The organism is Pseudomonas sp. St386, assembly GCF_018325865.1.
In the GTDB taxonomy this organism is placed as follows: domain Bacteria; phylum Pseudomonadota; class Gammaproteobacteria; order Pseudomonadales; family Pseudomonadaceae; genus Aquipseudomonas; species Aquipseudomonas brassicacearum.
The window spans coordinates 717,397-738,461 of the sequence record NZ_AP021900.1; the positions used below are offsets into that span (position 1 = coordinate 717,397).

The 21,065-nt window shown below is 62.1% G+C and carries 18 protein-coding genes; 8 read left to right on the plus strand and 10 right to left on the minus strand.

Annotation, left to right across the window (positions count from 1 at the left end):
- Positions 1 to 73 precede the first annotated feature (73 nt).
- The 7 genes from KI235_RS03080 to KI235_RS03110 all read right to left on the minus strand — a co-directional run bounded on the left by KI235_RS03080 (position 74) and on the right by KI235_RS03110 (position 5,394).
- The gene (locus KI235_RS03080; RefSeq protein WP_003197305.1) at positions 74 to 1,207 is read right to left on the minus strand and encodes an AGE family epimerase/isomerase; all 1,134 of its coding nucleotides are present in this window, start codon (positions 1,205 to 1,207) and stop codon (positions 74 to 76) included.
- Positions 1,208 to 1,435: 228 nt separating this feature from the next.
- Complete coding sequence (locus KI235_RS03085; protein WP_003197307.1) at positions 1,436 to 2,008, minus strand: HupE/UreJ family protein; 573 nt, start codon at positions 2,006 to 2,008, stop codon at positions 1,436 to 1,438.
- Positions 2,009 to 2,040: 32 nt separating this feature from the next.
- The gene (gene ureG / locus KI235_RS03090) at positions 2,041 to 2,655 is read right to left on the minus strand and encodes an urease accessory protein UreG (RefSeq protein WP_003197309.1); all 615 of its coding nucleotides are present in this window, start codon (positions 2,653 to 2,655) and stop codon (positions 2,041 to 2,043) included.
- A 9-nt stretch (positions 2,656 to 2,664) separates the two neighbouring features.
- The gene (locus KI235_RS03095; protein ID WP_003197311.1) at positions 2,665 to 3,354 is read right to left on the minus strand and encodes an urease accessory protein UreF; all 690 of its coding nucleotides are present in this window, start codon (positions 3,352 to 3,354) and stop codon (positions 2,665 to 2,667) included.
- The gene (gene ureE, locus KI235_RS03100) at positions 3,351 to 3,851 is read right to left on the minus strand and encodes an urease accessory protein UreE (protein ID WP_003197313.1); all 501 of its coding nucleotides are present in this window, start codon (positions 3,849 to 3,851) and stop codon (positions 3,351 to 3,353) included. The genes KI235_RS03095 and ureE overlap by 4 nt, the downstream gene beginning before the upstream one ends.
- 258 nt (positions 3,852 to 4,109) lie before the next feature.
- Entirely contained in the window at positions 4,110 to 4,742 is a 633-nt protein-coding gene (locus KI235_RS03105) for a TetR family transcriptional regulator (protein ID WP_013692139.1), read from the minus strand.
- 157 nt (positions 4,743 to 4,899) lie between these two features.
- Positions 4,900 to 5,394 (minus strand): hypothetical protein, encoded by a 495-nt coding sequence (locus KI235_RS03110; RefSeq protein ID WP_013692140.1) that lies wholly within the window; start codon positions 5,392 to 5,394, stop codon positions 4,900 to 4,902.
- Between the two features lie 377 nt (positions 5,395 to 5,771).
- Here KI235_RS03110 and KI235_RS03115 point away from each other — a divergent pair, with 377 nt between their 5' ends.
- On the plus strand, positions 5,772 to 7,847 hold the full coding sequence (locus KI235_RS03115) for an AsmA family protein (protein WP_013692141.1): 2,076 nt from the start codon (positions 5,772 to 5,774) through the stop codon (positions 7,845 to 7,847).
- 56 nt (positions 7,848 to 7,903) lie between these two features.
- Here the strand turns inward: KI235_RS03115 and KI235_RS03120 are convergent, their stop codons facing one another.
- Together KI235_RS03120 and KI235_RS03125 are read right to left on the minus strand one after the other, a co-directional pair.
- Positions 7,904 to 8,434 carry a ferritin-like domain-containing protein gene (locus KI235_RS03120; RefSeq protein ID WP_003197320.1) on the minus strand — a complete coding sequence of 177 codons (531 nt, stop codon included), beginning with the start codon at positions 8,432 to 8,434 and terminating at the stop codon, positions 7,904 to 7,906.
- Between the two features lie 57 nt (positions 8,435 to 8,491).
- Positions 8,492 to 9,433, minus strand: a complete 942-nt coding sequence (locus KI235_RS03125; protein WP_013692142.1) for a LysR substrate-binding domain-containing protein — start codon at positions 9,431 to 9,433, stop codon at positions 8,492 to 8,494.
- Between the two features lie 136 nt (positions 9,434 to 9,569).
- Between KI235_RS03125 and KI235_RS03130 the strand changes: the two genes are divergently transcribed.
- The 4 genes from KI235_RS03130 (at position 9,570) to KI235_RS03145 (ending at position 12,874) form a co-directional block, all read left to right on the plus strand.
- The gene (locus KI235_RS03130; RefSeq protein WP_013692143.1) at positions 9,570 to 10,208 is read left to right on the plus strand and encodes an NAD(P)H-dependent oxidoreductase; all 639 of its coding nucleotides are present in this window, start codon (positions 9,570 to 9,572) and stop codon (positions 10,206 to 10,208) included.
- A gap of 119 nt (positions 10,209 to 10,327) precedes the next feature.
- A complete protein-coding gene (locus KI235_RS03135) occupies positions 10,328 to 11,218 on the plus strand; it encodes a triacylglycerol lipase (RefSeq protein ID WP_003197326.1) in 891 nt (296 codons plus the stop codon).
- Positions 11,219 to 11,414: 196 nt separating this feature from the next.
- Positions 11,415 to 11,702 (plus strand): PsiF family protein, encoded by a 288-nt coding sequence (locus KI235_RS03140; protein WP_003197329.1) that lies wholly within the window; start codon positions 11,415 to 11,417, stop codon positions 11,700 to 11,702.
- A gap of 158 nt (positions 11,703 to 11,860) precedes the next feature.
- Positions 11,861 to 12,874, plus strand: coding sequence for an AI-2E family transporter (locus KI235_RS03145; protein WP_003197331.1), 1,014 nt, complete (start codon positions 11,861 to 11,863; stop codon positions 12,872 to 12,874).
- A gap of 68 nt (positions 12,875 to 12,942) precedes the next feature.
- Here KI235_RS03145 and KI235_RS03150 read toward each other — a convergent pair whose 3' ends face one another.
- The gene (locus tag KI235_RS03150) at positions 12,943 to 14,217 is read right to left on the minus strand and encodes an Hsp70 family protein (RefSeq protein ID WP_003197332.1); all 1,275 of its coding nucleotides are present in this window, start codon (positions 14,215 to 14,217) and stop codon (positions 12,943 to 12,945) included.
- A 295-nt stretch (positions 14,218 to 14,512) separates the two neighbouring features.
- Here KI235_RS03150 and KI235_RS03155 point away from each other — a divergent pair, with 295 nt between their 5' ends.
- The 3 genes from KI235_RS03155 to KI235_RS03165 all read left to right on the plus strand — a co-directional run bounded on the left by KI235_RS03155 (position 14,513) and on the right by KI235_RS03165 (position 21,061).
- Positions 14,513 to 15,451 carry a DnaJ C-terminal domain-containing protein gene (locus KI235_RS03155; protein ID WP_003197335.1) on the plus strand — a complete coding sequence of 313 codons (939 nt, stop codon included), beginning with the start codon at positions 14,513 to 14,515 and terminating at the stop codon, positions 15,449 to 15,451.
- A 161-nt stretch (positions 15,452 to 15,612) separates the two neighbouring features.
- Positions 15,613 to 15,912 carry a chaperone modulator CbpM gene (locus KI235_RS03160; protein ID WP_003197337.1) on the plus strand — a complete coding sequence of 100 codons (300 nt, stop codon included), beginning with the start codon at positions 15,613 to 15,615 and terminating at the stop codon, positions 15,910 to 15,912.
- A 118-nt stretch (positions 15,913 to 16,030) separates the two neighbouring features.
- Positions 16,031 to 21,061, plus strand: coding sequence for a DUF6543 domain-containing protein (locus KI235_RS03165; RefSeq protein ID WP_212795484.1), 5,031 nt, complete (start codon positions 16,031 to 16,033; stop codon positions 21,059 to 21,061).
- The last annotated feature ends 4 nt before the right edge of the window (positions 21,062 to 21,065 follow it).

The following is a 21,065-nucleotide window of genomic DNA, read 5'->3' on the forward strand; positions in this document are numbered from 1 at the left end:
TGATTCATCTCTGAGAGCAGGGCTGCTCAAATCCCTGTGGGAGCAAGGCTTGCCCGCGATAGCGGTTTGCCAATCAGCCTAGATAATCGGCTAGCCCGCGATAGCAGGTCAGCAGGTGATACGGCGTGGTGGACGGCATGTCCCGGCGGCTGACGATGCCGTCGGCGTCCAGGCATTCGTTCCAGCCCTTGGCATGCAGGAAATGCTGCTGCAGCGCCTGCAATTGACGCAGCAGCAATCCTTGGCTGCCCGGGCGCAAGGTGAGTGCCCGCAAGTATTCCGCCTGGGCCCAGATGCGTTGGGTGGCATCGCGTGGGCCTGCCTGGGACCCCAAGGCCAGCATTGCACACACAGCGCCGGAGTCCGGGGCTACGCCGCGCTGTTCGGTATGGCCGAAGCTGTGCTCCAGGGCTGTGTGCAACTTGCCGTTGCGCAACAGGGGCGATGAGGCCAGCAAGTAATACCATTCGAACTGGTGTCCCGGTTCGAACCAGTTATCCACAGCCTTGAGCGGCTTCTCCATCATCACGCGTTGCTGCGGCTCGATGAACTGCTTGGACATCCCGTCGCAAAGGCTCAGCAACGCCTGGCGGACGTTGGCGTCTTCGCGAACCGACAGGGTGGCGAGGAACGCTTCGGCCAGGTGCATCAAGGGGTTTTGCAACGGGCCGGATCCGGTCGTCGACCAGTCGCGCTTGAGGCTGGCTTCGTAGAGCCCGTCTGCGCTGGCAAAGCGCTGGGCAATGACCTCCAGGCTCGCGTTGAGCACTGACTCCACCAGCGGTTCGCGGACCTTGCCCCAGTAATGGGCGCAGGCGAACAGGATAAAGGCGTGGGTGTAGAGGTCTTTGCCGGTGTCCAGCGGCGCGCCTTGCGGGTCGATGCTGTAGAACCAGCCGCCGTGTTCGGCATCGTGGAAATGACGCTGCAGCGAGCGGAACAGTGCACTGGCTCGCTCCTCGGCCTGGGGCACTTCGCCGATCAGGCTGGCGAACACATACAACTGCCGCGCACAGGCCATGGCGCGGTAACGCTGGGGTGGCAGCGGCACATGTTCTGCATCCAGGGATTCATAGGGCAACGCCAGTTCGGCATTCCAGCCCGGGCCTTGCCACATCGGCACGATCACGTCGTGAAAATGCTGACGCACCGTTGCGAACAGGGCGGTCAATTCAGGCTGGGGAGTGGGGCGGGAAGCATGAGGCATTGGCGGACGTCGTCACGGCTGGGGGCGATTGCGCGACATGGTAGCAGAGTGACCGACTTCAGAGAGATGGCGCCTGCAAGTCCGTCATCGCGAGCAAGCTCGCTCCCACAGGGTGCGGTGTACACCGATTAAAGTGTGGAAGCAGGCTGGCTCCCACAGGGGCTGGTGTACCCGATCAACTGTGGGAGCGAGCTTGCTCGCGATAGCGGCCTGGCAGGCGCTAAAGAATCAGCCCGCCAGCAACCAGACCCCAGCCGCCGCCGAAGCTGCCCCGGCCAATCGAACCAATGGAGCCGCCGCTCGTGGCAGCACCCGCACCAGGGCAAACCCGGCGCCATGCAGCGCCGCTGTCGCCGCGACGAACCCTGCCGCATAGGCCCACGGGCTCGACATGTCCGGCAGTTCCAAGCCATGGGCCACGCCATGGAACAGCGCAAACAGTGCCGTCGCACCGACTGCCAGGCTCAACGGCGGACGCACCGCCAGTGCCACCGCCAGGCCCAGGGCGAGTACCGAGGCGGCGATCCCGCTTTCCAACGCTGGCAGGTCCAGGCCTTCAAAGCCCAGCAGGCCGCCGAGCAGCATCGTACCGACGAAGGTGCATGGCAGCGCCCAGCGCGCGGCACCTTGTTGTTGTGCGGCCCACAAACCGACCGCCAGCATCGCCAGCAAGTGGTCGAGCCCGCCGATGGGGTGGCCGAGGCCGGCGATCAGGCCATTGTCGCCATGGCCGGGATGGGCGAAGGCCAGGGCTGGGGTCAGCAGCAGGGCGAGGGCGCCGAGAATGCGTTTGAAGGTCATGGATAAGCTTCCTTGTGGTCAGTCGGAAAAAATCAGGCGGCGGTCAGCAGGCCCTGGCGCTCGATGAACGCAATGATGTCGTCCAGGCCCTGGCCGGTCTTCTGGTTGCTGAACACGAAGGGCTTGCCGTTGCGCATCCGCCGGGTGTCGCTGTCCATCATTTCCAGGGACGCCCCCACCAGCGGTGCCAGGTCGATTTTATTGATCACCAGCAAGTCGGATTTGCAGATGCCCGGCCCGCCCTTGCGCGGCAGCTTGTCACCGGCCGAGACGTCGATCACATAGATGGTCAGGTCCGACAGCTCCGGGCTGAAGGTCGCCGACAGGTTGTCGCCGCCCGACTCCACCAGAATCAGGTCCAAGCCCGGGAAGCGCCGGTTCAACTGGTCCACCGCCTCCAGGTTGATCGACGCATCTTCGCGAATCGCCGTGTGCGGGCAGCCGCCGGTTTCCACGCCGATGATCCGCTCCGGCGCCAGGGCCTCGTTGCGCACCAGGAAGTCGGCGTCTTCGCGGGTATAGATGTCGTTGGTGACCACTGCCAGGTTGTAGCGTTCACGTAGCGCCAGGCACAGGGCCAGGGTCAGGGCGGTCTTGCCGGAACCTACCGGGCCGCCGATACCGACGCGCAGAGGTTGTGTATTCATGAGTGTCTCCTAGGAACGGAACAGACGGCTGTACTGGCGCTCATGGGCCATGCACGCCAGGGACAGGCCAAATGCGGCGCTGCCGTAATGGTCGGGGTCGATGTTCGAGGCGTTGTGCTGGGCCTGTTGCAGCAGCGGCAGCAGCTCGCTGGTCAGGCGTTGGGCGGCTTGCTGGCCCAGAGGCAGGGTTTTCATCAGCACCGCCAGTTGGTTTTCCAGCCAGCTCCACAGCCAGGCGGCGAGGGCGTCCTGGGGAGCGATGTGCCAGGCGCGCGCCGCCAGGGCCCAGCACAGCGCCAGGTGCGGCTCGCTGCGTTGTTGGAGACTGAGCTGTTCAAGAAAACCGCGCGCGGCACCGTCGAGTTCCGGCAGGCCGGCAAGCAGTTGCTGCAACGAGTAGCCCATCTGCCGGCTCTCCTGATACAGCTCACGGGTTTCCCGGCTGGCGCGATGTTCTTCGCAATGCAGCAGCAGGGCGTCCCAATCGTCAGCGGCGGCTGCGCTGCAGTGCGCCAGCAACAAGGGCGCTTCGAAACGCGCCAGGTTCAGCAGCAGTTGATCGCTGATCCAGCGACGGGCGTCGTCGGGATTCTTGACCTGGCCGTTGTCCACCGCCATCTCCAGTCCCTGGGAATAGCTGTAGCCGCCAATCGGCAGCTGCGGGCTGGCCAGACGCAGCAGCGCCCAGGCCGGGTTCATGTGCGCACGCCAAACTGATGCAGGCGCGGCGCGTAGTTGAAATCTTCGTCGCCGTGCCGGGAGTGATGGTGACCGCCGCCATAGGCGCCGTGTTCCGGCTGGAACGGGGCTTCGATGGATTCGGCGCGGGCGCCCAATTGTTCGAGCATCGCCTTGAGCACGTAGTCGTCCAGCAGGCGCAACCAGCCATCGCCCACTTGCAAGGCGACATGGCGATTGCCCAGGTGATAGGCGGCGCGGGTCAGTTCGAAGGCGTTGGCGCAGGTGACATGCAGCAGTTGTTCGGCGCGGGCGCAAACGCGTACGACGCGCCCATCTTCAGCTTGCAGGCATTCGCCGTCGTACAGCGGCGGTTGGCCTCGTTCCAGGAACAACCCCACATCTTCACCCTCGGCACTGAAACAGCGCAGGCGGCTTTTGCTGCGGGCGTCAAAGGTCAGGTGCAGCTCGGCGTCCCAGCGCGGTTGAGTGTCGATTCTGCGATGAATCACCAGCATCGGAGTGCTTCCAGCAATGAACAGTGCTGTGTTTAGAGCAAGGGGCTTGCCAACCGAATGATATGTAGGAAATAGCTGGGATTGCGTTTCAGGATGGGGCGGATTGCGTGCCATGTTGGTGCGTGACGGGCTGCCGCGCACCATTTTGCGTCTTGCACAAAAAACCTGTGGGAGCGATAGCGGTCTTTCAGCGGCATTGATGGTGGCTGACCCACCGCTATCGCGAGCAGGCTCGCTCCCACAGTGGGTACATCGGGGTTATTCGGTACTGCCCAGCCCTTGCCAATGCTTGAGGCCAATAAAGATGAACCGCAGTTGCTGGGTAATCTTCGCCTGGGGCGTGAGGTGTTCGGGGAGGGCTTGGGCGGGTGGGTCGATGATGTCCGGCAGGGTGGCGAACACGCTCTTGACGATGAGATCGGCCATCACGCCCAGGGCGGCCAGGTCCAGGTGCTGCAACTTGGGCATCAAGGCCAGGTCGGCTGCCAGGTCCGAACTGATGTCTTCGCGCAGTTGGGCGATGGCCTGGCGCACCGGCAGGGAGCCGCCGTATTGCTCGCGGGCCAGGAACAGGAACTGCGATCGGTTGGCCTGCACCACATCGAGAAAGATCCGCACTGACGCGTCGATAATACCGCCCATGACGAATTCGTTGTGGCGTACCAGGCGGATGGTTTCGCGGAAGGTCTGGCCGACTTCACTGACCAGTGCCAGGCCCAGTTGGTCCATGTCGTCGAAGTGCCGGTAGAACCCGGTGGGCACGATGCCTGCCGTCTTGGCGACTTCCCGCAGGCTCAGGCTGCCGAACCCCCGGCCGCACTCCATCAAATGGCGGGCTGCGTCCATCAGGGCAATTCGGGTCTGTTGTTTCTGTTCGGCGCGGGGCAGCATCGCAAGGCTGGCTTCTGATTCACGGGAGCGACGCACTCTAGCAAATCGGCTTTGCCGACGTCGAACGGTAGAGAGGGATCAGGCGGCGAAAACGAAGTGCTTGAAAAGTCAAAAGCCCGATTGCAGGAATCGGGCTTTTTTCAGGGCCGCCATGGGCTCAGCTCACTGCGCCGTTGCGTTCGATCACACGGTCACCACCGCCTTCGGCCACGGTATCGCCCATTTTAGTGCGGGAAGAACCGTCTTCGGCGAGGGTCTGGCCTGGAGTGCGGTCGGAACCGTCAGCTGCCAAGGTCTGGCCAGGAGTGCGGTCGGAACCGTCAGCTGCCAAGGTCTGGCCAGGAGTGCGGTCGGAACCGTCAGCTGCCAAGGTCTGGCCAGGAGTGCGGTCGGAACCGTCGGCTGCCAAGGTCTGGCCTGGAGTGCGGTCGGAACCATCAGCTGCAACGGTATCGCTTTGTTTGGTGCGGTCATAACCGTCCTCAGCGAGACCTTTTTCTTCCAGGCGATCACGGCCGCCTTCGGCAACAGTCTGGCTGTAGACAGAATGGCTGTCCTTGACCTGTGGCGTGGCTTGTTCGGAAGCTGGCAATGCAAAGGCAGTCGAGGCCAGCAGTGAAAGGGACAGGCTCATCAGTAATTGGCGTTTCATGATCGTTGCTCCTTGGGAGGGCGATAAAGTGGGTACGAGGGCAATGCTACTCTCGATAAGTCGATATAAAAGTTCATAAACGCAATGGTAATAATCAACGGAATTGATTGTTCTGGGCGAAGGCTCTAGAACGGGCGTTTCCGAGGTGTGGTTTTGCACCGAGGTGGGTATTTTGTACCCATCTCCGCCTCGCAAATGTGCGGGCGCGGTAACGGTTTGTTGGCTGATCGGTCAGGATTGTTGCTTTTTTTTGTGCCGTTCATCGGCACCTGTGGGCCGCTTTGCCAGTCCAACCCTTCATAACGAACCGACTGCAGGGTCGTGTTCCCAGTGGCGTCGCGGTTGCGGACGCTGACTTGTCATCAGGAGCCTTGTGCATGACGCGCACCTCGAAAATCCTCGCCTGGAGCTTTGCCAGCCTTGTTGTCCTGCTGGCCGTGCTGGTCCTGGTCATCGCCTTCTTCGACTGGAACCGCATCAAGCCCACGCTCAATGCCAAGGTTTCCGAGGAGTTGCATCGCCCCTTTGCCATTAACGGCAACCTGGCGGTGGCCTGGCAGCGTGAGCCGGAGGAAGGGGGCTGGCGAGCCTGGTTGCCGTGGCCCCATGTGGTGGCCGAGGACTTGAGCCTGGGCAACCCGGAGTGGTCGAAAACTCCGCAAATGGTCACGCTAAAACGTGTTGAGTTGCGCGTGTCGCCCTTGGCCTTGCTGGCCCGGCGGGTAGCGATTCCGCGCATCGACCTGACGGAGCCCGACGCCAACCTGCAACGTCTGGCTGATGGGCGCGCCAACTGGACCTTCCAGTTCGATCCGAAAGACCCGGACGCCGAGCCGTCCAGCTGGGTGGTGGACATCGGTGCCATCGGCTTCGACAAAGGCCACGTCACCCTTGACGACCAGACGCTCAAGACCCGGCTCGACCTGTTGATCGACCCGTTGGGCAAACCCATCCCGTTCAGCGATATCGTCGGTGACAAGGCTGCCAAAAAAGCCCAGGACCAGGGCGCGATACCGCAGGACTACGCGTTCGCCTTCAAGGTCGACGGGCAGTATCATGGGCAAGCCCTGGCCGGCTCCGGCAAGGTTGGTGGTTTGCTGGCATTGCAGGATGCGTCACGACCCTTTCCGCTCCAGGCCCAGGCGAAGATCGCCGAGACTCGCGTCGAACTGGCCGGCACCCTCACCGACCCGATGAACCTCGGGGCCCTGGACTTGCGCTTGAAACTGGCTGGCAACAGCCTGGCCCATCTCTACCCGCTGACAGGCGTGACCCTGCCGGATTCGCCGCCTTATGCCACCGATGGCCGCTTGATTGCCAAGCTGCATGAGCCGGGTGGGGCGCTGTTTCGCTATGAGGCGTTCAACGGCAAGATCGGCGACAGCGATATCCATGGCGACCTGGCCTATGTCGCCAGCCAGCCTCGGCCGAAACTCAGTGGCGCGCTGGTCTCCAATCAACTGCTGTTCAGTGATCTGGCGCCGCTGATCGGTGCTGACTCCAATACCGAGCAAAAAGCCCGGGGCGGCGCCAGCAAGCAGCCGACCGGCAAGGTCTTGCCCGTGGAAGAGTTTCGCACCGAGCGCTGGAGCGTGATGGACGCCGATGTGGAGTTCACCGGCAAGCGCATCGTCCATAGCGAGCAGTTGCCGTTCACCGACCTTTACACCCATCTGGTGCTCAACGATGGGCAGTTGAGCCTCGAGCCCCTGCGCTTCGGCGTAGCCGGTGGCCGCCTCGATGCGCAGATCCGCCTCAACGGCCATACCCAGCCCCTTGAGGGCCAGGCCAAGCTGACGGCGCGCGGTTTCAAGCTCAAGCAGCTGTTCCCCGGTTTTGAGCCGATGAAAACCAGCTTCGGCGAATTGAACGGCGATGCCGATATCACCGGGCGCGGCAATTCGGTGGCGGCGTTGCTGGGCACCTCCAATGGCACGTTGAAAATGCTCATCAACGATGGCGCCATCAGTCGTGAGCTGATGGAGCTGGCGGGGCTGAACGTCGGCAACTACGTGGTGGGAAAAATCTTTGGCGACAAGGAAGTGAAGATCAACTGCGCGGCGGCGGACTTCGACATCAAGACGGGCCTGGCGACCACGCGCCTGTTCGTGTTCGATACCGAGAACGCGATCATCTACATCGACGGCACGGCGAACATGGCAAATGAACAGCTGGACCTGACCATCACCCCCGAGTCCAAGGGCTGGCGCCTGATTTCCCTGCGCTCGCCGTTGTACGTCCGCGGCCCGTTCGCCAAGCCCGCCGCCGGGGTCAAGGCGGTGCCGCTGATGCTGCGCGGCGCCGGGATGGTGGCGTTGGGTGTGATCGCTGCACCGGCCGCCGGCCTGCTCGCGCTGGTAGCGCCAAGCGGCGGTGAGCCGAACCAGTGCGCGCCGCTGCTGGAGCAGATGAAGGCGGGCAAGGCGCCGGTGACGGTCAAGCCGACCCGGTAGCCGAGCCTTGCAATGATACTGCCGGCCCCATCGCGAGCAGGCTCGCGATGGCGGTACTAGAGATCAGCCAGGATATCGGCCATGTCATCGGCATGCTCTTCTTCCTGGGCCAGGATGTCTTCGAAGATGCGCCGGGTGGTTGGGTCTTTTTCGCCGATGTACTGGATGATTTCCCGATAGCTGTCGATGGCGATCCGTTCGGCCACCAGGTCCTCGTACACCATTTCCTTGAGGGTGTTGCCCGCCACGTACTGGGCGTGGGAATTGCGGGTCAACAGGTCGGGGTTGAACTCCGGCTCGCCGCCCAATTGCACGATGCGTTCGGCGAGTTTGTCGGCGTGTTCGGCTTCCTGGTTCGCGTGCTCGAGGAATTCACTGGCCGCCACGCTGGCCTTGAGGCCGGTGGCCATGAAGTAGTGGCGCTTGTAGCGCAGCACGCAGACCAGTTCGGTGGCCAGCGCTTCGTTGAGCAGGCGGACAACTTCCTGCCGATCGGCGCCGTAGCCTTCGGTCACTGCGCCGTTCTGCACGTTCTGCCGTGCACGTTCGCGCAGGGTGGTTACATCGGATAAGTGCATGTCGCTCATCTCGTTCTCCTGGAGGCTGATCCGGTGGGAGCGTCACGCTCTGATGGCGCGATCACTCTAAGTCTGAGTGACACGGTCCTGAAAAAGTTTTACCGAGTTTTTCAGCGCATAGCCGGACAGCCGGGCTTCCTCCCCTAGCCACTGGAAGAACGCCCGTACCGGCGGATGGCGTTCGCGGCCCGGGACGCACAGGGCGCTGTAGCCGGCGCCATTGACCTGGACGTCCGGGCGATAGCCCACCAGCAAGCCGCTGGCGATGCTTTCAGAGGCCAGGATATTGCTCGCCAGCACCAGGCCCTGCCCGGCAATCGCCGCTTGCAAGGCGTAATGCTCCTCGTCGTACTCGCGCATGCATGGCTGCCGGGTGAGCCAGTTCTCCCCGGCCTGGGCGCACCAGGCATCCCAGCCGTGGGCGTACAGCTTGGAGTTGTGCCAATGCACGCTGATCAGCGTCGGCACCTGCCGTGCCGCCAGGGCCACCTGTTCAGGCGAGCCATAGACCCCGAAGCTTTCATCGAACAGGCACATGCCGTACAGGTTCGGGTAGGCGTCCAGGCTGTAGCGCACCACCAGGTCGACGCTGGCGTCCTGGTGCAGGTCGATCACTTCGCAGTGGGTGTCCAGGCGCACGTTGATGTTCGGGTGACGCGCATAAAAACGTCCCAGGCGAGGCACCAGCCACAGGGCGGCAAACGCTGCGGTGGTGGACAGTGTCAGGTGGCTGTTGCTGCGTTGCGGGCGCAGGGTGTCGACGCTTTGCGCCACCTCCAGCAATGCCCCGTGCAGGCTGTGGAACAAGCGTTGCCCGCCGTCGGTGAGGCGTACCTGGCGTGGCAGGCGCTCGAACAGCACCAGCCCCAGCCAGGTCTCCAGGGATCGAATCTGATGGGAGACCGCCGTAGGCGTCACCGACAGCTCCGCCGCAGCCGCCTTGAAACTGAGCAGCCGCGCGGCTGCCTCGAAGGCACGCAGGGCGTTGAGCGGCAGGTTGGCGAACATTCTAATTCTCCTGAAATGCGATGGATGAAATTAACTCATCCAGATGAACTAACGCTCATTTGTCCGCCAGCGGCGACGAGCTTCAAGCTGCAAGGCACAAGCAGTGTTGATTGTAGCCGCATAAAAGGAGATTCAGATGAGTAAGATTCTTGTGGTACATGGCAGTCCCCGTGGCGAGCGCTCTCATTCCCGGCGCTTGGCCGAGGCCTTCGTTTCGGCGTGGCAGGCTGACCATCCGCAATCCCAATTGACCCGCCGCGAAGTCGGGCGGGCAGTGATTGCGCCGGTCAACGAAGCGTTCATCGCTGCGGCGTTCTACCCCGAGCCTCAGGCTCGACCGTTGATCATGCAAGCGGACCTGGCCCTGAGCGATGCCTTGGTCGAGGAGTTGCAAGCCCATGACCGATTGGTGATCTCCGCGCCGATGCACAACTTCAGCGTGCCCAGCGGCGTGAAGGCCTGGATCGACCAGATCGTGCGCATCGGGCTGACGTTCAACCACAGCCTGGATAACGGCGTGTCGCACTACGAGCCGCTGTTGCTGGGCAAGAAGGCGCTGATCGTGACCAGTCGCGGCGATTTCGGTTTCGGCCCCGGCGGCCAGCTGGAAAGCATGAACCACGCCGACACGCTGTTGCGCACCGTCCTGGGGTTTATCGGCATCACCGATGTGACGGTGGTGGCGGCCGAAGGCGAGGAGTCGGCCGAGCGCAGCTTTGCGTTGTCCTGCGCCGAGGCCGAGGAGCGTTTGCTGGCGCTGGCGCGGACTTTTTGAAAAAGGGCTGCTGCACAGCCTAACGGGAGCAAGCTCCCTCGCCACGGATTCATCTGGGTGTCATAGACTGGTCATCATCGGTACCGATGCTGAGCCCTCTTGATCACAAGGATGTCGCCATGTCGCAACGCTGCGCCACTCGTTATCCGCTGGTACTGGTCCCGGGCATGCTCGGGTTCATACGCCTGGTGTTGTATCCGTACTGGTATGGGATCGTCTCGGCGTTGCGTCGCGGCGGGGCCGTGGTCGTGGCGGTGAAGGTTTCGCCGCTGCATTCTTCCGAGGTGCGCGGCGAGCAATTGCTGGCGCGGATCGAGGAGGTCCTGCGACAAACCGGTGCGCAGAAAGTCAACCTGATCGGCCACAGCCAGGGCAGCCTCACCGCCCGCTATGCAGCCGCCAAACGCCCGGACCTGGTGGCGTCGGTCACGTCGGTGGCCGGCACCAACCACGGCTCCGAGCTGGCGGATTACCTGCAAGCCCATTACCCCGCCGACAGTGCCAAGGGGCGCGTGCTCAGTGCCGTGCTGCGCCTGATCAACGCCCTGATGAGCCTGCTGGAAACCGGTTATCGCGGGCCCAAGCTGCCGGTGGACATTCATGCGTCCCATGCCTCCCTGACCACCGCCGGGGTAGCGCTGTTCAACCAACGTTATCCACAGGGCTTGCCGCAAACCTGGGGCGGGAATGGACCGGAAGAGGTCAATGGCGTGCGTTATTACTCGTGGTCCGGCACCTTGCAGCCGGGCAAGACCGACAAGGGGCGCAACCTGTTCGACGGCACCAACCGCAGCTGCCGTTTATTTGCGCGTACGTTTGTGAGGGAAGCGGGGCAATGCGACGGCATGGTCGGACGGTACAGCTCGCACCTGGGCACCGTCATCGGCGATGACTATCCGCTGGACCACTTCGATATCGTCAACCAATCGCTGGGGTTGGTGGGCAAGGGGGCCGAGCCGATCCGGTTGTTTGTCGAGCATGCCGAGCGGTTGAAGGCTGCCGGGGTGTAACCCGCTGGACCGCGTTATCGTTCATCGCGAGCAAGCTCGCTCCCACATTGATGGTGTACACACTCCCCTGTGGGAGCGAGCTTGCTCGCGATGGCGGTAGCTCAGGCACAGAGGAGCAACCTGGTGAAGGTGTAACAGGCTTTGTCTACACTGCACCTCATCGCCACACCCTCGTGTGGCAGCCAGGAGAAACATCATGAAGATGCTGCGTGTCCCTTTGTTGATGATCGGTTTGCTACTGTGTTCCCAGGGCTTCGCCGCGACGGCGCAGCAGACCAAGATGACCACCTGCAACGCCGACGCCACCGCCAAGGCGCTCAAGGGCGACGAGCGCAAGGCCTTCATGAGCACCTGTCTCAAGGCTACCGCCGCACCGAGCACCCCGCAGGAGCGTATGAAAACCTGCAATGCCACGGCCACCACCCAGGCGTTGAAGGGCGATGCTCGCAAGGCGTTCATGAGTGAGTGCCTGAAGAAAAAATAAGCAGAGGATTTTCTGAAGCCTGTGCCGACGATAGGGTCGGCACAGCCACCGAAAAAAAACCCTGAACTGCGACCAAGGTCGGCCGATACAATCCTAGTGCTGCTAGTGGAAGGCTGGCAGACTGCCGATCCTTTCACGCCGTTTTGTCCTGAGGCTGTATGCCAACGTTTTCTCAGCGTCATGTATTGTTGGTGATCAGTTGGGTGATCATTTTTGGTGGGCTGTTGCTGGTGCTGCCGCTGCGCCTGTTGCCGAGCCTGCTGGCCGGGCTGCTGGTGTTCGAACTGGTCAACATGCTCACCCCGCAGCTGCAGCGACTGATCGAAGGCCGCCGCGCTCGCTGGTTGGCGGTAGCGTTGCTGGGCACGCTGGTGGTCAGTGTGCTGACGTTGATCTTCGCCGGCGCTTTCAGTTTCCTGCTGCATGAAGCGGAAAACCCGGGCGCGTCCCTGGACAAGTTCATGACCGTGGTCGACCGTGCCCGTGGGCAATTGCCGCCGTTCATCGACGCTTACCTGCCGGCCAGCGCTGCCGAGTTCCGGGTGGCGATCGGTGATTGGGTGAGCAAGCACCTGAGCGACCTGCAACTGGTGGGCAAGGACGCGGCCCATATGTTCGTGACGCTGCTGATCGGCATGGTGCTGGGGGCTATCGTTGCCCTGCAGCGCATCCCCGACCTGACCAAGCGCAAGCCCCTGGCCGCCGCGCTGTTCGATCGCCTGAACCTGCTGGTCAAGGCGTTTCGCAACATCGTCTTCGCCCAGATCAAGATTTCCCTGCTCAACACCTTTTTCACCGGGATTTTCCTGGCGGTGGTGCTGCCGCTGTTCGGCATCAAGCTACCGCTGACCAAGACCCTGATCGTGATGACCTTCCTGCTGGGGCTGCTACCGGTCATCGGCAACCTGATGTCCAACACACTGATCACCATTGTCGGCCTGTCGCTGTCGATCTGGGTGGCGGTGGCGGCGCTGGGTTACCTGATCGTGATCCACAAGCTCGAATACTTCCTCAACGCCCGCATCGTCGGCGGGCAGATCAGCGCCAAGTCCTGGGAATTGCTCATGGCGATGCTGGTGTTCGAAGCCGCATTCGGCCTGCCGGGGGTGGTGGCGGGGCCGATTTATTATGCGTATCTCAAGAGTGAGTTGAAGCAGGTGGGGATGGTCTGATCCGGTAGGCGTCGCCTGTTCTGACGTCATCGCGAGCCTGCTCGCGATGAACGCGCCGCAGAACTGGATCAGACCTGTGTGCCGTACCGCTTCATCGCCTCGATCGCCAACCCGCTGCCGATACTGCCGAAGATATTGCCTTCCACATGCTGCGCCTGGGGCAGCATCGCCGAGACGCTGTTGCGCAGCGCCGGGATGCCGCTGGAACCGCCGGTAAAGAACACCGTGTCCACCTGATCGACCCGCACGTTGGCATCGTTGAGCAACTGCGTGACGCTGCCGCGCACCCGCTCCAGCAAGCCGTCGATGGCCGATTCGAACAGTGCCCGGCTCAGGTCCACGCTCAGGCCCGGCTCGATCCGGTCCAGGAGCAAATGGCGCTGGTCGGCGTGGGTCAGCTCGATCTTGGTTTCTTCCACTTCCATCGCCAGCCAGTGCCCGGCGCGCTGTTCGATCAGTTTGAACAGCCGGTCGATGCCGCCAGTGTCTTCGATGTCGTAGCGCATGCTGCCCAGGGCGAGGGTGGATTTTTGCGAGTACACCGCGTTGATGGTGTGCCAGGTCGCCAGGTTCATGTGGTGACTGGTGGGCATGTAGGCGCCACTCTTCATGCGGCTGCCGTAGCCGAACAGCGGCATCAGGCCGGCCAGCGAGAGCTGCTTGTCGAAATCGGTCCCGCCGATGTGCACGCCACCGGTGGCGAGGATGTCGTCGTGGCGATTGTCGTGGGTGCGGCGCTCGGGGGACAGGCGCACCAGGGAGAAGTCCGAAGTACCGCCGCCGATGTCGACGATCAGCACCAGCTCTTCCTTCTCGATGGTCGATTCATAGTCGAATGCCGCCGCGATAGGTTCGTACTGGAACGAAACCTCCTTGAAACCGATGGCGCGGGCGACGTCGACCAAAGTGTTTTCCGCTTCCTGGTCGGCCATTTCATCGTCGTCGACGAAAAACACCGGGCGCCCCAGCACCACTTCTTCGAATTCCCGACCGGCGGTGGCTTCGGCGCGTTTCTTCAACTGGCCGATGAACAGCCCCAGCAGATCCTTGAACGGCATGGCCGTGCCCAACACGCTGGTGTCGTGCTTGATCAGCTTGGAGCCCAGCAGGCTCTTGAGCGAGCGCATCAGCCGGCCTTCGTAGCCTTCCAGGTATTCGTGCAGGGCCAGGCGGCCATACACCGGGCGACGTTCCTCGAGATTGAAAAAGACCACCGAAGGCAGGGTGATCTTGTCGTCCTCCAGCGCGATCAACGTTTCCATGCCGGGGCGCAGCCAGCCGACAGTGGAGTTGGACGTGCCAAAGTCGATGCCGCAGGCACGGGCCGGGGATGCGTTTTTCATGTCTTTCGGGTTCCAGTTGAAAAAACGGCCGCGCAGTGTATGTCAGTGTGGCGCGGATTCGAAGGCCGGTTATCTGCTAATTCGCAAACACCGGCCTTGAAAGACTGGCTTATACCCCCAAACTTGCTGGCATGGGCCTGGTAGCACACGGCGGTACAAGAACCGCCACCGGCTGCCGATAAACTTCTGACGCGCCGCCCGGTCACAAACCTTGAGATTGGTCAAACTCCGGGGCTTGTACCACGAGCATGCTGTGCATGGCGGTGCTATATCGATAACGGATGGTGATCCTTCAATGGACTTCAAAGACTATTACAAGATCCTGGGTGTCGAGCCGACGGCCGACGACGCCACGATCAAGGCCGCCTATCGCAAACTGGCGCGCAAGTACCACCCGGATGTGAGCAAGGAAAAGGACGCCGAGACCAAATTCAAGGACGTCTCCGAAGCCTATGAAGCGCTGAAAAGCGCCGACAAGCGCGCCGAATACGACGAACTGCGCCGCTACGGCCAGCACGGCCAGCCGTTCCAGGGACCACCGGGCTGGCAGAGCCGTGGTGGTTTTGGCGGCCAGGACACCGGGGACTTCTCGGACTTCTTCAGTTCGATCTTCGGCAATCGCGGGCCGGGTTTCGGTGGTGGGCAGTCAGGTCGCAGTGCCGGCCGTCGAGGACAAGACGTGGAAATGGAATTACCGATCTTCCTGGAAGAGACCCTGTCGAGCGAGTCGAAAAAGGTCAGCTTCCAGGTGCCGCAGTACAACGCGGCCGGCCAGCATGTGAGCAACACCAGTAAAAGCCTGAACGTGAAGATTCCGCTGGGGGTGACCGACGGCGAACGCATCCGCCTCAAGGGCCAGGGGGCGCCGGGTATCGGTGGCGGTGCCAATGGCGATTTGTACCTGACCATTCGTTTCGCGCCGCACCCCAAGTTCGACGTCGAAGGCCAGGACCTGATCATCACCTTGCCCCTGGCGCCGTGGGAACTGGCGCTGGGCACGGAAGTGGCGGTGCCGACCCTCACCGGCAAGATCAACCTCAAGGTCCCGGCCGGCAGCCAGAACGGCCAGCGCATGCGCGCCAAGGGCCACGGCCTGCGCAACAAGGCCGGCGAGCGCGGCTACCTGTTCGTGCAGCTCAAGGCCGTGATGCCAAAGACTGGCGATGAGGCGGTCAAGGCGTTGTGGGCGGAACTGGCGAAGAAAGCCGCGTTCGATCCGCGGGAGAACTTCTGAATACATCGCATGTGGGAGCAAGGCTTGCCCGCGATGAATGCAACTCGATCTCCAGGAGTTGAGGCGCCTCTGTCGCGAGCAAGCTTTGCTCCCACAGATTGGGTGTTCACAAGGGTAGACGGGGCTAGACTCGACAGTTAAAGCATTGGGAGAAGCAGACCATGAGCAACCCGATCATTGAACTGAACCTGAGGGAGTTCTGCGAGGCCGCTTCGTTGGCGGACATCCATGTCATCGAAATCGTCGAGCATGGGATCCTCGAGCCCGAAGGCACGGTGCCGACAGACTGGCGTTTCACCGATTACGAACTGCTCCTGGCCAAGCGTGCCGCCAAGCTGCATCACGACCTGGACCTGGAGTGGGAAGGCGTCGCCCTGGCCCTGGATTTGCTGGAAGAGGTCCAACAGTTGCGCACCGAGAATCGCCGGCTGCGACAGCAATTGAAACGCTGGGTGGGATAACGGCGGCGGGTCATATCCCGTCGAAAATAGATAGATAGCGATAACCATAAATAGTTACCGCATCCAGCGCTGTGGCACTGAGTAGGCTCGGGTTTTCCAACAACAAGGATGACCCGATATGCCAGAACCGATTCTTGGCCCTGTGCGCCCGGAAAGCCGCGGCATGCACTTGGACCTGCTCAAGACCCGAATTCCCGGCTGGTACAGCGGCGCTATCGTGCAACGCCAGCAGGAACTGAGCGACCATGTGCTGGACCTTCCAGATTGGTACGTGAAGGCCTCCCACGAAACCAGGGCCCGCCTCAAGCACAGTCACGCCCGCTACCGCGAAACCCTGAACCAGATCGACAATGTGCTGGGCAATGTCCAGGACATTCGCGCCTTTGCCGAGCCGTTGCTCAACCAGGCGATCCAGGATGAGTTCAAGCGCACGCAGAACGTCAATCAGGTTTATTTCGTCCGCAAGTACGGGCGCCAGGCGCGCGGTGATTTTTTTGGCGCGTTGGTGCTCGACAGCGAGGGCAGCCATTTCGATCGCTACGAATACCACGGCACTTCGTTGCTGGAGGCCGCGCTGGCCAATTTCGACGCCGACGAAGAGCGCAAGCCTGGCTGTGACGACTGCAGCCTCATTACTACGGTGCGGCCGTTTTATACGGGCGAGGTTGTTCCGGCCATCAACGCCTTTCGCGCCGGGGCGTTGCCGATCACGCCCGAGGCTTTTGCCAGGCTGTGCCGCAAGCTGGACCTGGGGCGCCGCTATCAGGAACACATCAACGCCATCGTACGGCCGATCGACCACCAGTTGGATCGCCAACTGCGCGCGCATCACCAAGAGGGATTGGCGCTTTGTGTCGAGGTCGCCTGGGCCAAGGGCGACATCAGCCTGGCCGCTTACCGAATGTTGCAGCAGGTGGTCAGCGATCAGCGCGAGGTCATGCTCGATGGGCGGGCGGTGACGTTCACCTCATTGAGCATTTTCGGCATCGGCTTGGTTGGCCCGGTACTGATCGGGCCCGACCGGGAGAGCAGTCGGCGGGTGGAACGGGTGGTGGCCTACCTGCCGGGCGATCCTGAGCAACCCCTCAAGGAATATGCGTCCAGCGGCGAATTCATGGTCGATCTGCGCCGGCGTTTGCATCGCGTCGCCTACCGGCGCTTCTTCAGTCGCTTTGTACCGTTGCGTCAATTGGGCGGATTTTTCCAGCGTTTCAACCGCCTCTATCAGCCTGGCGCGCCAGCGGATGATCAGGCCGATTACCCGCTCAAGTCGAAATTGCCGGCACTGCCCATGGAGACGTCCTCCCTGCCCGACCCCTTGTGGGAATCGCTGCGTCGCAGGCAGATCCAGAAGATCCAGGCCGATGCCCGGGCGGTGGCGGTGCCCACCGGCGATGAAGACAAAAAAGCCCGTCTGGCGCGGCTGGACAGTTACCTGGATGCCGTGATCGATGTCTTCAACCTGGCAGCGTTCGTGGTGCCAGGGCTTGGGCCGCTGATGCTGACGGTGGGCGCTGTGCAGATGTTCAACGAAGCGTTCGAGGGCATCGAAGCGTTCGAGCGCGGCGAGACCAGGGAAATGTGGGCGCATTTCTCCAGCGTGGCCCTCAACACGGCATTCGTCGCCACCGGTGCGGCGGTGCTGCCGCACATTCAGTGGTCGAGCACGGTGGAGCAGTTGGAACCGGTCCAATTGGCCAATGGCGAGTCACGCCTCTGGCGCCCCGACATGGTGCCTTACCGGAGTACGCTGGAGCCGCCGGCGACCTTGGTCCCGGATACTCTAGGGCTGTACCGGGTCGAGGGTCGAGACGTTGTGTCGTTGGACGACCAGAATTACCAGGTGCAACAGGACCCGACGACCCAGCGCTATCGCATTCGTCATCCTTCCCGCGGGCCGGACGCCTATCAGCCTGGGCTGACGGACAACGGTAGCGGTGCCTGGAGCCATGAACTGGAACGGCCGCGCAGCTGGGAAGGGGCTACGCTGATGCGCCGGCTCGGCCATCGCGTCAAGAGGTTCAGCGACGCAGAGCTGGAGCAGATCCGTACGGCCAGTGGCACCAGCGAGCAGGTGTTGCGGCGGCTGCATGTCGAGGGTGAACCGATGCCGGCCTTGCTGGCCGACACGATCAAGCGCTTCGACCTGTGCCGGCAAGTCGACGATTTCATCGGGCAACTGCAAAGCGAAGATCCGCTGCAGTATGAACACGCCGATCCGATGACCCAGTTGCATCTACTCACGGGCTACGGTCCGTGGCCAAAAGGGCTCAAGCTCAAAGTGGTCGACGGCGGGGGCAGGACGCTTTGGGAGTACGTTCGCCCATCGGAAGAAGGGGACCGGGTTCGCGACGTCATCATCCCCGAGAGGAAAGTCCGCACACCCTGGGTGTTGAAGAATCTGATCGAGACGGTGGACGCTGCGGGGGGCGATCTGTTGGCGGGCACGAGCCCGGCAATTGCGAAAACCAATATGGACGCTCGGATCCAGCAGCTGCGCAAGACACTCGCCGCCGTGGTGGTGCGGGAAAAAATGCACGTGTTCAACGATTACTACGCCAAGGAAGACGTGTCGAGCGAGCCGCGTGCAGCACTGATCAAGTCGCGGTTTCCCTCGGTTCCAGCGGCGGCCATCGAACAGGTGGTGGCGTTTGCCAACCCGGCCGAGCAACAGCAAATGGCCGCTTGGGACTTCGCGGATACGACCCAGACCAAACCCATTCCACTGCGTATCGCCGAAGAGCTGCGGGACTACCAGCGAGCGCTGCGTTTGAACCGGGCCTACGAAGGGCTCTATCGCGAGGCGTTGGTTGCGGCCGACACCCCCCGACTGGTGTTGGCGACCTTGAAGAGCTTGCCCGGATGGAACGACGCGGTGCGCATCGAGCTGCGCGACGAGGTGTTTTCAGGCGCCTTGATCGACAGCGTCGGCGCCCAGGACGCAATGCAGACCAAGGTCGTGGTCAAGGACGGTGAGCGCTACAAGGCCTTCGACGACAACGGCAATGAACTGAGCCACTGGGATAGCCTCTACGATGCCGTGCAGCATGCGCTCCCCGATGCGGAGCGGCGGGCCATGGGCCGCCCTTCGGTTCATCACGGCGCCCTCTTGCAGAAGGCTGTCGGTGCAACACCATTGAGCCGAGCTTCGCTGGCGAAGCACCTGCAGATGCAACCGCGCAAGTCATCCTTCAAATCACCGATGCGCCTGGCCTCGGGCAAGGTTGGTTACCCCATGAGTGGCGTGCGGGGGTTGTTGGGCCTGGGGCGGTCCCCCGAGCGTCGGGTGCTGGATTTGTACCCGGACTATACGAGTGAGCAAGTCCAGGCCCTGTTGCGGTCCCTGGGGGATCAAGCCGTTCCCGAACTCAAGCGGCGCAAAGTCGAGCTGGATACGCTGATCCGCGATCTGGACCGCTGGGCCACCACCCCCGTATGGCTTGATGCGGGTAATGATCGTCTCGAGCAACTGCTACCCGCGATCAAGCGGGGTGTGGCTAATCGAATTCAATGGTGCTGGCGGCGCCAAGTCCCGATCGTTGCGGCGGTGGATGGCAGCAGGGTTGGCTATGAGCTTAATCTGAGCGGGGTGGCGTTAGGGACGCTGCCAGGTCTGTCGGCCGACTTCAGCCATGTGGTCTCGCTGAAGCTGCGTAGCATGCGCTTGGCGGAACCCTCATGCGACAAGTTCCTCAAGAGCTTCTCCGCGCTCCGTTGGCTGGACATGTCGTTCAACCGCCTGAACGATCTTCCCCCTTCGGTGGAGTTGATGGAGGGGTTGACCCGGCTGCACTTGGCGATGAATGAAATCACCCTGTCCGCGCGCAGCATTCAGATCCTTGAAGGGCGTACCCAGCTGAAAATCCTCGACCTGAAATGGAACCCCCTGGGCCAATTACCGGATTTCAGCCGGTTGCCCGACCTGCGTGGGCTGAATCTGAACGGTACCGATATCAGCACTTGGCCGACTGGCCTGCGCGACCTGCCGCTGGAAGAACTCGATTTGCGCAACAACGAGCTGACCGAAGTACCGACCGAACTGACGGATCCACCGGCCGAGCGTGCTCACGCCACGGCACGGGTCAATGGCGTGACCTTCGTGCAGAACAATCCACTGAGCGAGGCGACCCAGCAGCGCTTGCGTGATTATTGGGCGAACCTCGCAACGTCGCATCCCGAATGGGTGACCTTTCGTTCGCCTGGCGCGTTTGAACATGTCCCAGGGGGAAGGCTATCGGATGTGGATCGATGGCTGCTAGACCTGCCCAGGGAGCAACAGCAGGACAAAAATACACTGTGGCGGAGCCTGGAGGCTGAAACGCAGTCCAGGGAGTTTTTTCAGCTGTTGAACCGATTGGCCGGCTCTTACCAGGACGTGGAAAATTATCCGGACCTCCAGGCGCGTGTCTGGCAGATGCTTGAAGCGATCAGGGACTCCACCGACTTGCGCCGTGAGCTGTTCGACCTGGCTGGCGCGCCGGCGTGTGAGGATCGCGCCGCGTTGTCCTTCAGCTACCTGGAAATCAAATTGATGATCCACAACGCCAAGGCCCTGACGGTGGGAGAACAGGAGGCTGTGGCGCTGATCCGGCTGGCCAAGGGGCTGTTTCGCCTCGATGAGGTGGAGCGTATTGCCCTGCAGGATATCCAGCAGCGGCGTGACACGATCAATGCTCGTGAGGATCTCACCGCCGCGCAAAAGAATCGGCTCATCAGGCAGATCGAAGAGGTGGAGGTGCGCCTGGCCTACCGTGTCGGTCTCAAGAGTCGACTGGAACTGCCGGGACAGCCCAAGGGTGGGCGCTTTATCCAGATGGCCGGCGTTACGGCAGAGATGCTCAATGCGGCGGCGGCCGAGATCCTGGCGCTGGATGATTCACCGAAGCAATTGCAGTCGCTGGTTGGCCGGGACTTCTGGATCGATTACGTGAAGCAAAAACGCGCGAGCCTTTTCCAGGCGATGAATGATGCCCTCATCGCCAATCAGCTTGCGCTGGATGAGGCGAAAGCGGCCGGAACCCTGGAGGAGCCTGACTATGTCAGCCAATCCGAGACACTGGGCTTGCAACACAAGGTCAAGGAAGCGGAACTCATCCAGTTATTGACCGAAGAGGAGCTGGACGCCCTGGTGGAAAGCACGGACCTGTAAGACG

Bases quoted from the DNA above. Each gene is read 5' to 3' on its own strand.
- KI235_RS03080 (WP_003197305.1), bottom strand. From the start codon at position 1,207: ATGCCTCATGCTTCCCGCCCCACTCCCCAGCCTGAATTGACCGCCCTG.
- KI235_RS03085 (WP_003197307.1), bottom strand. From the start codon at position 2,008: ATGACCTTCAAACGCATTCTCGGCGCCCTCGCCCTGCTGCTGACCCCA.
- ureG (WP_003197309.1), bottom strand. From the start codon at position 2,655: ATGAATACACAACCTCTGCGCGTCGGTATCGGCGGCCCGGTAGGTTCC.
- KI235_RS03095 (WP_003197311.1), bottom strand. From the start codon at position 3,354: ATGAACCCGGCCTGGGCGCTGCTGCGTCTGGCCAGCCCGCAGCTGCCG.
- ureE (WP_003197313.1), bottom strand. From the start codon at position 3,851: ATGCTGGTGATTCATCGCAGAATCGACACTCAACCGCGCTGGGACGCC.
- KI235_RS03105 (WP_013692139.1), bottom strand. From the start codon at position 4,742: ATGCTGCCCCGCGCCGAACAGAAACAACAGACCCGAATTGCCCTGATG.
- KI235_RS03110 (WP_013692140.1), bottom strand. From the start codon at position 5,394: ATGAAACGCCAATTACTGATGAGCCTGTCCCTTTCACTGCTGGCCTCG.
- KI235_RS03115 (WP_013692141.1), top strand. From the start codon at position 5,772: ATGACGCGCACCTCGAAAATCCTCGCCTGGAGCTTTGCCAGCCTTGTT.
- KI235_RS03120 (WP_003197320.1), bottom strand. From the start codon at position 8,434: ATGAGCGACATGCACTTATCCGATGTAACCACCCTGCGCGAACGTGCA.
- KI235_RS03125 (WP_013692142.1), bottom strand. From the start codon at position 9,433: ATGTTCGCCAACCTGCCGCTCAACGCCCTGCGTGCCTTCGAGGCAGCC.
- KI235_RS03130 (WP_013692143.1), top strand. From the start codon at position 9,570: ATGAGTAAGATTCTTGTGGTACATGGCAGTCCCCGTGGCGAGCGCTCT.
- KI235_RS03135 (WP_003197326.1), top strand. From the start codon at position 10,328: ATGTCGCAACGCTGCGCCACTCGTTATCCGCTGGTACTGGTCCCGGGC.
- KI235_RS03140 (WP_003197329.1), top strand. From the start codon at position 11,415: ATGAAGATGCTGCGTGTCCCTTTGTTGATGATCGGTTTGCTACTGTGT.
- KI235_RS03145 (WP_003197331.1), top strand. From the start codon at position 11,861: ATGCCAACGTTTTCTCAGCGTCATGTATTGTTGGTGATCAGTTGGGTG.
- KI235_RS03150 (WP_003197332.1), bottom strand. From the start codon at position 14,217: ATGAAAAACGCATCCCCGGCCCGTGCCTGCGGCATCGACTTTGGCACG.
- KI235_RS03155 (WP_003197335.1), top strand. From the start codon at position 14,513: ATGGACTTCAAAGACTATTACAAGATCCTGGGTGTCGAGCCGACGGCC.
- KI235_RS03160 (WP_003197337.1), top strand. From the start codon at position 15,613: ATGAGCAACCCGATCATTGAACTGAACCTGAGGGAGTTCTGCGAGGCC.
- KI235_RS03165 (WP_212795484.1), top strand. From the start codon at position 16,031: ATGCCAGAACCGATTCTTGGCCCTGTGCGCCCGGAAAGCCGCGGCATG.